The organism is Ralstonia sp. Ralssp135, from assembly GCF_047304345.1.
GTDB classification, from domain to species: Bacteria; Pseudomonadota; Gammaproteobacteria; order Burkholderiales; family Burkholderiaceae; genus Ralstonia; species Ralstonia chuxiongensis.
Window position 1 is genome coordinate 1 of sequence record NZ_JBGLYZ010000068.1, and the last position, 12735, is coordinate 12735.

Genomic DNA, 12735 nt, shown 5'->3' on the forward strand with positions numbered 1-12735 from the left:
GGTGCGGGGGCAGCGGACGGTGCGGCTTGGGGCTTGTTGTCACTCATGATGTTGGCTCGAAAGAATGCGGTGGAACGTTCGGTTCAGTTCAATTCAGTACAGCTCAGCCATGCGATGCGGCGGCCTCGGGCTTGGCGCCGGGGAGGTCTTCTGCCGTATAGCCGCCGCCGAGGGCCTTGATAAGGGCCATCTGCGCGTCGAGTCGGCGTGCCTGTAGATCGGTCGCGAGCTTGCGTTGCTGCAGCACGGTCGTCTCGGCGTTCAGCACAACCAGTTGTGTACCAAGGCCGGCGCTGTAGCGCGTGCGTGCAAGGCTGTAGGCGCGCTCAGCTTCGCTCAAGGCGGTGCGCTGGATGGCGATCTGCGAGTCAATGCTGTGCAGCGTGGTGATCTGGTCTGCGGTGTCGTGCAGAGCTTCGGTCAGCGTCTGGTTGTAGCTCGCGACAGCCGCGTCATAGTTGGCGTACTTGCCGCGCAGGTTGGCGCGCAGCTTGCCGCCCTGGAAGATCGGCAGCTTGAGCGCCGGGCCGATACCGAGCTGACGCGATGCACCAAGCAGCAGGTTTTCCGGCGCAATCGAAGCCAGCCCCAGGAATGCAGTCAGGCTGATATCCGGCAGGAATTGCGCCTTGGCGACGTCGATATCCTTCGACGCGGCTTCCACGCGCCAGCGCGCAGCCACGAGATCCGGGCGACGGCCGATCAGGTCGATGGTCAGGTTGTTCGGCAGCTTGGGCGTGGTTTGCGCGAGCAGCGTCGGGCGCGTGATTGAGAGGCCGCGGTCGGGGCCCTTGCCCAGCAGCGCCGCCAACTGGTTGCGTGCCAGCGCGATCTGCTCGTCGACTTGTTCAAGTTCCGTCTGTGCGGCGGCCACATTGGCGCGGGCCTGCGTGGTTTCAACTTGCGTATCAAGGCCAGCACGCACGCGTTGGCCTGCAAGGTTGGTCAAATCCTTGCGCTGCACGATTGCACGTTCGGCCACGTCGCGCTGCGCGTAGAGCGCGGCCAGCTTGGCGTAGGTGCGTGCCACCGTGGTCGACAGCACCAGTCGCGAAGCCTGGCTTTCCGCTTCCATCGATTTGTCATCGGACAGCGCAGCTTCCAGCGCAGAGCGATTCTTGCCCCAAAAATCCAGGTCGTAGCTCACACCCAGCTGGATCTTCGATTCCGTGAACCAGCGACCAGCCAGTGGCGTGCCTTCAAACATGTCGTATTCCGACAGGCGCTGACGCGTCATGTCGGCATCGAGACCGACGCTCGGATACAGATTGCCGCGCACCACATCGGCCATCGCACGCGAAGCGCGCACGCGGGCAAAGGCGACTTGCAGGTTCGGGTTGTCCTTGATGGCCTCATCCACCAGCGCGCGCAGTTGCGGATCGTTGAACTGATCGACCCAATTCTGCGACGGCCACTGGCCGCCTTGAGAGGGCAACGATTGCGCGCTCGCCAACTGGCCCGGCGTTGTCAGCGTCTGCGTGCTGTGCGAATTGCCGAGGTTCGCGCAACCAGCCAGCACGGCCAGCGTCACGGTGGAAAGCGCCACACCCAGGCGTGCCGGCCATTGCGCGCGCGGACTGCCGGCGCGGCTTAGGGGCGAAAGTGCCTGAGGGGCGGAATTCAAGGCGTTCATGTTGTTTGATGGGTCAAGCGATCAAGGGGGCGGGAAGCGTTCGGTGCTGCAGGTGCAATTCGAGCGGGGCGGCGTCAGTGGCCGGCGGGGCGCACGCGGTGCCCCTCCGTGGCGGCGCCGTTGTCGAGAATGCGCTTGAGGAGTTCGCGCAGCGTATCGACGTCGCCCGGCGTGAAGCCAGCAAAAAAACGGTTCAGCACGTGCGTATAGATGGCTGGCATGCGGTCAGCCAAGTCACGGCCGGCTTGCGTCACCTCCAGATGCACGACGCGGCGGTCGGACTCGCTGCGCACGCGCTCGATCAGGCCGCGCTTTTCCATGCGGCTGAGCATGCGCGTGAGCGAACCGATGTCGGTGTTCAATTCGCGGCCCAGATCGGTAGCGGTTTGGCATCGGCCGTTGGCGAGCAGCACCAGGCAACTGGCCTGGGAATGCGTCACATCCATCGCGGCAACTTCCTGCTCGATGGCCATGGACAGCGCCGTCTTGGCGCGCCCGACGAGGTAGCCCACGCTTTCGCACATGCGGTAGTCCTCCACCCGGAAGAGCGTTCCGGCAGCAACTTCGGTGGCGGGTCTTGTTTGTTCGGACATCTTATGTATGCACAATCATTGTCCGGACAAATATACGAATCGGCGCAGCAAACAGCAAGGTACTGAATGTGCGATTCCATTTTTAGAAATAATCGGTGATCTATGATGCACTCGAACTGTGCTCCTTCATCGATTCGTCAAGGAGTGTCATGTCTTGCGCATCGCAGCATGCTAGAATGTCAGGTTATTCCGCGAGCTGAATTTGGGTACTGTCCCGGGCTCGTGTCACGTCTTTTCGAGTTCACATCCCATGCGCGCGCTTCGCAACATTGCCATCATTGCCCACGTTGACCACGGCAAAACCACACTGGTCGACCAGCTCCTTCGCCAAGCCGGCACGTTCCGCGAGAACGAGCAGATCGCCGAGCGCGTGATGGATTCGAACGACATCGAAAAAGAGCGCGGCATCACGATCCTGGCCAAGAACTGCGCGGTCGAATACAACGGCACGCACATCAACATCGTCGACACGCCGGGGCACGCCGACTTCGGCGGCGAGGTGGAGCGTGTGCTGTCGATGGTCGACGGCGTGCTGCTGCTGGTGGATGCCGTGGAAGGCCCGATGCCGCAAACGCGTTTTGTGACGCGCAAGGCGCTGGCCCTGGGCCTGAAGCCGATCGTCGTGATCAACAAGGTGGACCGCCCGGGTGCGCGTCCGGAGTGGGTGATCAACCAGACCTTCGACCTGTTCGACAAGCTGGGCGCCAACGACGACCAACTCGACTTCCCGGTGGTGTACGCCTCGGGCCTGAACGGTTACGCCGGTCTGACCGACGACGTGCGCGAAGGCGACATGAAGCCGCTGTTCGAGACCATTCTCGACAAGGTGCCGCAGCGTAACGACGACCCGAACGGTCCGCTCCAGCTGCAGATCATCTCGCTGGACTACTCGAGCTACGTGGGCAAGATCGGCGTGGGCCGCATTACGCGTGGCCGCGTGCGTCCGCTGCAGGACGTGGTGGTGAAGTTCGGTCCGGAAGGCAACCCCATCAAGGGCCGTATCAACCAGGTGCTGAAGTTCCGCGGCCTGGAGCGCGAGCTGGTGCAGGAAGCCGAAGCCGGCGACATCGTGCTGATCAACGGTATTGAAGAACTGGGCATCGGTTGCACCGTGTGCGCTCCGGACGCCCAGGAAGCCCTGCCGATGCTGAAGGTGGACGAGCCGACGCTGACGATGAACTTCTGCGTCAACACCTCGCCGTTGGCTGGCCGCGAAGGCAAGTTCGTGACGAGCCGCCAACTGCGCGATCGTCTGGACCGCGAACTGAAGTCCAACGTGGCCCTGCGCGTGAAGGACACCGGCGACGACACGATCTTCGAAGTGTCGGGCCGTGGCGAACTGCATCTGACGATTCTGGTGGAAAACATGCGCCGTGAAGGCTACGAGCTGGCTGTGTCGCGCCCGCGCGTGGTGTTCAAGGAAATCGACGGTGTGAAGTGCGAGCCGTTTGAGCGCCTGACTGTGGACGTGGAAGACGGCCACCAGGGCGGTGTGATGGAAGAGCTGGGCCGCCGCAAGGGCGAGCTGCTTGACATGGCGTCGGACGGCAAGGGCCGTACGCGTCTGGAATACCGTATTCCGGCCCGTGGCCTGATCGGCTTCCAGGGTGAATTCCTGACGCTGACGCGCGGCACCGGCCTGATCAGCCACATTTTCGACGACTACTCCCCGGTCAAGGAAGGCGACCTGGGCGAGCGCCATAACGGTGTGCTGATCTCGCAGGACGACGGCGCTGCCGTGGCCTACGCGCTGTGGAAGCTGCAGGATCGCGGCCGCATGTTCGTGTCGCCTGGCGATGCACTTTACGAAGGCATGATCATCGGCATCCACAGCCGTGACAACGACCTGGTCGTCAACCCGATCAAGGGCAAGCAGCTGACCAACGTGCGTGCGTCGGGCACCGATGAAGCTGTGCGCCTGGTGCCGCCGATTCAGATGTCGCTGGAATACGCGGTGGAATTCATCGCCGACGACGAGCTGGTGGAAGTCACGCCGAAGAGCATCCGCCTGCGCAAGCGTCACCTGAAGGAACACGAGCGCAAGCGCGCATCGCGTGAAGAAGCGGTCTGATCGCCAGTCGATCTGCCAAAACGACGCCCCGAGATTTCGGGGCGTTTTTTTTTTGCTCGGCGATGACGCTGGCGTTATGCCTGAACGCGCGCGAACGCTTGTGCCAGATCGTCGATCAGGTCTTGCGGGTCTTCCAGTCCGATATGCAGGCGCACGATCGGGCCGGCTCGGGACCAATCCGTGCAGGTGCGGGTGCCCGCCACATTGCTGACCGTCGCAAGGCTCTCGAAGCCGCCCCATGAGGCGCCGATGCCAAACAGCATGAGGGCATCGACGAAGCGCCCGGCGATTTGCGCATCTGCTTGGGCGAATTCGAACGAGACCAGTCCGTTGGTGCCGCTGCAGTCGCGTTGCCACAGCGCGTGTCCGGGGTCTTCCGGCAGCGCGGGGCAAAAGACACGTGCCACTTCCGGACGCGCCACAAGCCAGCGCGCAATCTCAAGCGCGTTGCGTTCGTGCATGGCAAGGCGCGCGGCCAGCGTGCGCGTGCCGCGCAGCACGAGGTAGGCATCGTCGGGGCTGACAGCCACGCCTTGGGCGTCGCTCATCGTGGCGAGCGTTTGCCAGCACGCCTGTGTGGTGGTCACCGTGCCCATCATCACGTCGGAGTGGCCGCTCAGATACTTGGTTGCCGCCATGATCGATACGTCGGCACCCAGTGTGAGCGGGCGGTATTGCAGACCCGAGCCCCACGTGTTGTCGGCGATGACCAGGGCCCCATGGCGATGCGCAATCTCAGCCAGCGCGGGCAGATCGCACATCTCATAGACGAGCGAGCCGGGGCATTCCACGTAGACGAGCTTGGTCGTCGGTTTGAGCTGCTGTGCGACATCGCTGCCGTCGGCGCAGAAATACGTCACCTCCACGCCCCAGGGGCGCAGGAACGTATCGACGAAATGACGCAGCGGCTGGTAGACGCAATCGGCAATCAAGACGTGATCACCCGGGCGGGCGAAGGCCAGGAAAACCATCGAAATGGCGGCCAGGCCAGTCGGGAAGAGCCGCGTGCGATAGCCGCCTTCGAGTTGCGCGACAACGTCTTCCAGCGCAAAGCCCGTCGGGTTGCCGCGCGCGCCGTAGGTAAACATGCGTTCGGTGCCGCGACGGCGGCGCGCGTCGTTCATCTCGTCCATCGACTCGAACAACACGGTGGAGGCGCGCACGACGGGCGGGTTGACGGCTCGGCCGCCTTCAAAGGCGGGCGATGTGCCACCCTTGACGAGGCGTGTTGCGACTCGGGTTGCCAGCCGTGGCTCGGTTTTCTGCGATGACATGGTGCGTGGGCCTCGAGGGTTGAGCGTCATGACTGCGCGGCACCAGCGCCCACGCGAAAGGCGCCAAGTTCTTGCGCATCGAGCTGGGCGAGCAGGCCGGTTTCCCAGGCCAGGTATTGCCTTGCCGCAGCCTTGTTGCCGTCATGCCGATCATGCACGAAGAAGAGATAGTCGATGCAATCGGCGTCGGGCGGGACGTTCTCGGAACCTTCGGTGACGTAGCCGGCAGCAGTCCACGCGGCGACGCTTCCGGCGAGCAACTTTAGACGCGATGCGGCATGCGGCGCGCCCGTGCCCAAATCTGCCGCCGCGAGTGCTGCGATGCGCGGGTCGTCAGCGATCAACACGGTATCGCGGTCGGCGGCCAGGGCCGGCAAGCGCGGACGAATGGCCCATGTGGCGCCAGGCACGTGGGCGCGGCGGAAGGCCATGCTGGGGCGCAAGTCGATCACGTGTGCGGTGCCGGCCGCGAGCGCGGTGGAGAGCGCTTGCGCACTGATTTCCGGTAACGGTTGCGGCAACGCGGTTGGGGCCACCGGCAGGCTCGCGTTGCTGTTCAATCCCTCGCGCAGCACATAGGCATCGTGGCCGAGTTGCCGCAGCCAGCTCGCAACGATTGGCGCCCGCACGCCGTCGGCGTCGAAGAGCACGAGGCGGGCATGACGCACGCCGACGTACTGATCGGTTGCCTGGATCAACTGGCCGCCCGGTGCATGCTGTGCACCTGGCAGGCTGCCGCTGGCGAATTCCTCGGGGGTACGGACATCGCACAGGAAGACGCTGTGTTCGTCGTGTGCACCCCAACGTGCGAGCGATTCTGCATCGACCTCGGGCACTGCAAAGCGGGCGGCGAGTTGCTGACTGGCCTCGCGCATGTCCTTGACGGTAGCGGGCGTCACGACGTCGGGATAACGGCGCGTGCTGCCGTGCTCCAGAGGCAGGTCTTCGAGGTACCAGCCTTGCGTTCCGTTCTCCAGCGCCATCACCGGGTTGGGGATGCCCAGGTTGATCAGCGTTTGCGCGCCGATGATGCTGCGTGTGCGGCCCGCGCAGTTGACGACGATCGGCGTGGTTGCATCGGGGACAAGCTCGCGGATGCGCAGCCCAAGTTCGCCGTTCGGGCAGCAGATCGACGACGGGATCGTCATCTTCAGGTATTCGCTGACGGGTCTGCCGTCGACGATGACGACGTCGTCGCCGCGTTCGCGCATGGCCGCAAGCTCGCGCGCGGTGACGCGTGGCGTGTGGTACGCCATCTCGACGAGTTCGCCGAAGGTTTTGGATGGTACGTTGACGCCGGCAAATAGCGTGAAGCCTGCGTGCGTCCAGCCTTGTGCGCCGCCTTGCAGCACGTGCACGTTGGTGTAGCCGACGGCGCTCAGGCGTTCGGCCGCGCGGTCGGCAACGCCATCGTTGTCGTCATAAACGACCATGCGCACTGCGCGGCGGGGCGCGAGGCGCGGGGCATCGATCTCAAGACGGCTGTACGGCAGCGGGATGGCGTAGAAGAGGTGGGCTTCACCGTACTGGCCGTGCTCGCGCACGTCGAACAGCGCAATCTCGGCGCCGTCGTGCAGCCACGCTTTCAGGGTCTGGGCGGTAACGAACGATGTCATATCGATGCGAAGCGAATCAAAAGGGTGAGCGCGCCCCTCCGCGCACGCAGCGCGGATTGCAGGCAACGCGATTCGGGTTGAGGCTGGGCGGTTAGCGGCGCGTCTTCACGCCGATGCCCATGGTCTGGTAGCGGCCGGTCGCCAGGTCGAACGTAATGCGCTCGGTCAGCGTTTCGAGCGCGCGTCCGTACATGTGCAGATGGCGGATCGGCGCCTCGCCCTTGATCTCGACGGCGTGGATGTCTTCGGCCGCCAGCGCGATGCCGGTACCTGGTTCGACGACGACGGTGTCGGTCATTTCCAGCGTCCCGACGCCGGGCGTGGCGCGGTCGTCGGTGCGGCGGTAGACATAGTTGTATTCCGTGCCGTCCACGGCGGCGATGCAGGCCCACGTGGTGTGGTTGTGCGGCGTGATCTTCTTGCCCGGGCGCATGACATTCAGGTACAGCGCGTAGGTCTGGTTTGCATCTTCGTGGATCAGGTAGCGGGCTTGCAGCTCGCCGTCGCTGGGAGGCGGGAAGTCGGTTTCCTGCCAGAACTCCGTGCGCGCGGCGAGGCCTTTGACCTGTTCGAGCACCTCCGCGAGCGCGGGACGCGTTTCACCTTCGGGTGCGAGTGCGGCTTTCATGGCGGCAATCGCATCATTGACTGCCGCTTGGCGTTGCTGAGGAAGAGATGTGGACATGGGTGGATTCTCCTGAGGTATGGGGGCGCCTTGTTGTGTTACGTGGCGTTGTTATCGTTGTTGGTGTCAGGCGACGAGTTCGGCAATGCGCGGCGCAGGCCGCAGGACGTCTTGCAGAAAGCGCTGCGCACGCGCGTGCTTCGGTCGGCTGAAGAACTGGTCGGGCGGCGAGTCCTCCAGCAACTCGCCCTGGTCCATGAACCAGACACGGCTGGACACATCACGCGCGAAGCCCATCTCGTGGGTGACGATCATCATCGTGAGACCGTCGTCTGCCAGCGCGCGCATCACGTGCAGAACCTCTTGCACCATCTCGGGGTCGAGCGCGCTGGTCGGCTCATCAAACAGCATGAGGGGTGGCTTCATCGCCAGCGCCCGCGCAATGGCCACGCGCTGCTGCTGGCCGCCCGAGAGGTTCGCGGGCATCGCATCGATCTTGTGGGCAAGGCCGACCTTGGCAAGCAGCGCTTCGGCCTGCGCCGTCGCTTCGTCGCGCGACAGACCGAGCACCTTGGTCGGCCCGAGAATCAGGTTCTGCCGCACCGACAGGTTTTGGAACAGGTTGAAGTTCTGGAACACGAAGCCAATGCGTGCACGCAATTGGTTGACGCGCACATCGCGTGCATGGACATCGCACCCTTCAAAGCGGATGCATCCGCCGTGGATGCCCTCCAGCCGCGTGACCGTGCGGATCAGTGTGGATTTGCCCGAGCCCGAGGGGCCGCACACCACAACGACTTCACCGCGTTCGATGGTGGCGCTGATGCCTTTGAGCGCGTGGTAGTCGTCGTAATACTTATCGACGTTTTCAAATGCCAGCATGGGATGTTGTCTCCGGCAAGGGTTTGTTCCTAGGCAAGCCCCGCGCGATGGCGGGCAATGCGGCGCTCCAGCTGCCCCGCGAAGCGGGAGATGGCGAAGCACAAAACGAAGTAGAAGGCTGCCAGCACGAGGAAGGTCTCCAGCGGCTTGGTCAGCGTGATGGTGTTGACCTGCGCCGCTGAGTACGTCAGCTCCGGCACGCCAATCACATAGGCGAGCGACGTTGCCTTGATGATCGACACGAACTGGTTGACGATCGACGGCAGCATGTTGGTCAGCGCTTGCGGCAGTTGCACGTAGCGCATGCTCTGCAGCCAGGACAGGCCATTCGAGCGCGCGGCTTCCATCTGTCCGCGCGGCAGGCCCTCCAGCCCCGCACGTACGATCTGCGAGAGGAATGCGCTCTCATAGACGATGATCGCGCAGACCGCCGTGGTGAACGCCGACACTTCCTTGCCCACGAGCAGCGGCACCGCAAAGTACGCCCAGAAGATGATCATCAGCAGCGGAATGCCGCGCACCAGGCGAGACCAAACACCGGCAATACGACGCAGCCAGCGCCAAGGGCTCACGTGTGCCAGACCGATCAGCACTGCAATCGGGAACGACATCACCAAGCCCAGCACCGAAAGCACCAGCGTCACCGCCACGCCACCCAGTGGCCCGTTCGGCCACGACCCGACCAGGAACAACGCCAGATAGTCATGCAGGATTTCAAGCATGCGTCAGACCCCCAGTGGCGTCGTACGACGCTTGGCAACGCGATCCGACAGCGACATCAGCGCAAGCGTGCCGAGCAGATATAGCAGCGTGGCGACGAGGAACACGTCAAACGTGCGGAAGGTGAGGTTGTCGATCTGCCGCGTGCGGTAGAGCAATTCGTGCACGCCGATGGCCATCGCCAGCGAGCTGTTCTTGAACAGCAACAGCGCCTGGTTGAGCAGCGCGGGCAGCGCCACGCGAATCCCCTGCGGCAGGATCACGTAACGCAGCGCCTGCAGATGCGTCAGCCCGATCGACCACGCCGCCTCCTGCTGCGTATGCGGGATCGCACGCAGGCCCGATCGCAGGTCTTCGGAGATGAACGCGCCCGAGTTCAGCGCCAGGGCAATCGCGGCGAAGAGGAACTCGGTGTTGCCGGCGTTGATCCATACCTTGAGCGATTCCGGCAGCAACTGCGGGACGCCGAAATACCACACCAGGATCTGCACCAGCATCGGCACGTTGCGGTGGTATTCGACAACCACGATGACGAACGCCTTGAACACGCGCACCGGCAGCGCACGCAGCGTTGCCAGTGAAACACCAACGGCGATGGCCAGCAGGCCCGAGACGACAAACAGACGCAGCGTGGTCAGGATGCCGTCTCGCAAGAGGCGCAGATAGCCGTCTTCGAGCAGGAACGAGAGATCGAACATGTCGGCCGCCCTGGGCTTACTGCGGCTTGATCGGTTCGACCTTGTAGTCGCGCGAGAACTTGTAGACCGACTTGGCGCCGAGCCACTTGTCGAAGCTCGTCTGCAGGCCGCTGGACTGGTCGTAATCCGCCAGCACCTTGTTGACGGCCGCCATGAGCGCGGGCTCGTTCTTGTTCGTCACCACGCCCCAGCGCTCTTCGTACACGGGCGCGGTCAGCAGGCGATATTGCTGGCCGCCTTTTTGTGCCGCCTCGTTGGCAAAGCGGGCCAGCACCAGTTGCCCCGCCACCAGCCCATCGACCTTGCCTTGCTGCAAAGCGAGATACGCCGACGAAATATCGTGGAATGTCAGCAAGCGCGAATCCGGCAGGCGCGTGACTGACACCGCTGCCGAGCTTGAACCTTCGGATGCGGCGATCTTCTTGTTGGCAAGCTGATCGAGCGTCTGGATGGGCGAATCAGCGCGCACCAGCACGCGGATCGGCGCAACGAAATATTGGTTGCTGAAATCGACTTGCGCGGCGCGCGCCGGCATCCACGCCACAGCAGCGGCCAGCACATCCACGCGATGTGTCTTCAGTTCGGGAATGCGTGCGTCGGTTGACAGCGCGCGGTGCTCCAGCTTGACGCCCAGACCCTTGGCCAACGCGCTGCACACATCCACGTCAAAGCCGACGATCTGCCGCGTGGCGGCGTCGGGAAAGGCGTAAGGCTCGCTGGCGTTCTGGGTGCCGCAGACCAGCGTGCCGCGAGATTTGATGTCCGTCAGCGCATCGGCGTGCGCCACTCCTGCCACGCCCAGCGTGCCCAAGGTGAGCGTCGCCGCGGCTTGTGCCCATTTCCATACCCACATGGTGTTCCTCCTTTGTATGAAACCGATTCAATGTCGGACCGCGCTTCCCCGCGGCTCAGGTGTCTGTCTGAACGTATTGTTCGTTCAGTGTTATTTGTATTTCCGGCAGGTTATCGGCCAGAATTGCGCAGAACAATTTAATTCTTGGTTGGAATTGATTAGGGTTTCTGAAGTATCGGGATCGAGATGCGAAATCTGGACATCGATTTGCTGCGCACATTCGTAGCGATTGCGCAGCACGAGACGTTTGCCGCGGCAGCGGCACGGGTGGGGCGCACGCAGTCTGCGGTCACGCAGCAGATGCAGCGGCTGGAGGAGGAAATGGGCTGCGCGCTGTTCGAGAAGCGCGGCCGCCACAAGATGATGACGCCCGATGGCGTGCGGCTTGTCGCCTATGCGCACAAGATCCTGGCGCTCAACGACCAGGCCGTGCAGGTGATCCAGACGGGCGGCCCGATCGAGAAAATCCGCATCGGCTCACCGCATGACGTGGCCGATTCGATCTTGCCGAATCTGCTGCGGCGGTTGTCCAAGCTGTCGCCAGAATTGCAGATGGAAATCAACGTTGGTCGCAGCCCGTTCCTGATGGACGCGTTGCGCGACAAGACGCTCGATCTGGCGATCTCCACCCGCTATGACGATGCTTTTCCCGGTATCAAGCTGCGCACGTCGCCGATGGTGTGGATCTGCGCGGAAGATTTCATCTTCAACCCCGCCGCGCCGGTGCCGTTGGTCATGGCCGACGAACTGAGCCTGTTCCGTCAGCTGTCGATCGAATGCCTGGATGCGCACCACATTCCATGGCGCACGAGTTATCTGTCGCCCACGCTGACGGGCATCAAGGCTGCGATTAGCGCGGGGCTGGGCGTGACGGCGCGCACGACCGAATTGCTCGACGCCAACATGCGTGTGCTGACCGAAGCAGATGGCCTGCCGCGACTGCCGGAAGTGGCGTTTTACCTGTACGTGCAGCCGACGTGCACCAGCGCCGTCCTGCGGGATCTGTTCGATTCCACTGATCGCGTCGCCACGCGCTTCGGGCCGCCGTTCATGTGAGCGGCATCGCCTCGACCGTTCCCGCAGCGCGCGGGCTGCGCCACTCGGGCGGTTTCCACAGGTAGCGAATGTCCCGATCGCGGAACACGTCTGCCCACATGTCGCGCCATTCGTGGAAGGTGAGGGTGATCGGGTTGTGCGTGTGGACTTGCCGCGTGATGCCGAAAACGGGCGCGTCCTCCTCTGGCACGAAGCTGCCGAACATGCGATCCCAGATGGTCAGCACGCCGGCGTAGTTTCGGTCGATGTACTGCGGGTTCTTGGCGTGGTGAACGCGATGCACCGACGGCGTATTCACGTATTGCCCGAGCCAGCGCCAGAAGCCGGCGTAGCGCGAATCCAGCGCACCCAGCCGCGTATGCACGAAGAACTGGAATGCCAGGTTCAGGCCCACGGCGAGGATCACCCAGTCCGGCGTAAAGCCGATCCAGGCAAGCGGAATCCAGAACAGCCACATACCAGAAATCGGATAGGTCAGGCTCTGGCGGAACGCCGTCGAAAAGTTCATGCCTTCCGACGAGTGGTGCGTTACATGCGAGGCCCACATCCAGCGCACGCGATGGCTCGCGCGGTGGAAGAAGTAGTACAGAAAATCCTGCAGCAGCAAGAGCAACACGAATGACCACCACGTCTCGGGCACCGCGCGCAAGCCGTGGCTGTACGTCCACGAGTAGACCGTCTTGATCATCAGCCACAGGAAGAACGCGTCCGACG

General features: G+C 63.3%; 12 protein-coding genes. 2 read left to right on the top strand and 10 right to left on the bottom strand.

Going from position 1 to position 12735, the window contains the following annotated elements; genetic code table 11:
- Positions 1-103: 103 nt before the first annotated feature.
- The gene (locus ACCD03_RS24895; protein WP_045204205.1) at positions 104-1633 is read right to left on the bottom strand and encodes an AdeC/AdeK/OprM family multidrug efflux complex outer membrane factor; all 1530 of its coding nucleotides are present in this window, start codon (positions 1631-1633) and stop codon (positions 104-106) included.
- A 74-nt stretch (positions 1634-1707) separates the two neighbouring features.
- Complete coding sequence (locus ACCD03_RS24900; RefSeq protein WP_175537105.1) at positions 1708-2226, bottom strand: MarR family winged helix-turn-helix transcriptional regulator; 519 nt, start codon at positions 2224-2226, stop codon at positions 1708-1710.
- Positions 2227-2476: 250 nt separating this feature from the next.
- Here ACCD03_RS24900 and typA point away from each other — a divergent pair, with 250 nt between their 5' ends.
- Positions 2477-4297, top strand: a complete 1821-nt coding sequence (gene typA / locus ACCD03_RS24905) for a translational GTPase TypA (protein WP_045204204.1) — start codon at positions 2477-2479, stop codon at positions 4295-4297.
- Positions 4298-4371: 74 nt separating this feature from the next.
- Here the strand turns inward: typA and metC are convergent, their stop codons facing one another.
- The 7 genes from metC to ACCD03_RS24940 form a co-directional block, all read right to left on the bottom strand.
- A complete protein-coding gene (gene metC, locus ACCD03_RS24910; protein ID WP_413413223.1) occupies positions 4372-5571 on the bottom strand; it encodes a cystathionine beta-lyase in 1200 nt (399 codons plus the stop codon).
- A 26-nt stretch (positions 5572-5597) separates the two neighbouring features.
- Positions 5598-7187: a rhodanese-like domain-containing protein gene (locus ACCD03_RS24915; protein WP_413413224.1), complete on the bottom strand. Its 1590-nt coding sequence runs from the start codon at positions 7185-7187 to the stop codon at positions 5598-5600.
- A gap of 91 nt (positions 7188-7278) precedes the next feature.
- Positions 7279-7872 (bottom strand): hypothetical protein, encoded by a 594-nt coding sequence (locus ACCD03_RS24920; RefSeq protein ID WP_413413225.1) that lies wholly within the window; start codon positions 7870-7872, stop codon positions 7279-7281.
- 66 nt (positions 7873-7938) lie between these two features.
- Positions 7939-8694 carry an amino acid ABC transporter ATP-binding protein gene (locus ACCD03_RS24925; RefSeq protein WP_413413226.1) on the bottom strand — a complete coding sequence of 252 codons (756 nt, stop codon included), beginning with the start codon at positions 8692-8694 and terminating at the stop codon, positions 7939-7941.
- Positions 8695-8723: 29 nt separating this feature from the next.
- Positions 8724-9416, bottom strand: a complete 693-nt coding sequence (locus ACCD03_RS24930; protein ID WP_024975903.1) for an amino acid ABC transporter permease — start codon at positions 9414-9416, stop codon at positions 8724-8726.
- Between the two features lie 3 nt (positions 9417-9419).
- Complete coding sequence (locus ACCD03_RS24935; RefSeq protein ID WP_045204200.1) at positions 9420-10112, bottom strand: amino acid ABC transporter permease; 693 nt, start codon at positions 10110-10112, stop codon at positions 9420-9422.
- A 16-nt stretch (positions 10113-10128) separates the two neighbouring features.
- Positions 10129-10965, bottom strand: coding sequence for a transporter substrate-binding domain-containing protein (locus ACCD03_RS24940; RefSeq protein WP_413413227.1), 837 nt, complete (start codon positions 10963-10965; stop codon positions 10129-10131).
- 186 nt (positions 10966-11151) lie between these two features.
- Between ACCD03_RS24940 and ACCD03_RS24945 the strand changes: the two genes are divergently transcribed.
- On the top strand, positions 11152-12021 hold the full coding sequence (locus ACCD03_RS24945; RefSeq protein ID WP_012435357.1) for a LysR substrate-binding domain-containing protein: 870 nt from the start codon (positions 11152-11154) through the stop codon (positions 12019-12021).
- Here the strand turns inward: ACCD03_RS24945 and ACCD03_RS24950 are convergent.
- On the bottom strand, positions 12014-12735 hold a 722-nt coding region (locus ACCD03_RS24950), incomplete at its 5' end, for a sterol desaturase family protein (RefSeq protein ID WP_413413228.1). The genes ACCD03_RS24945 and ACCD03_RS24950 overlap by 8 nt on opposite strands.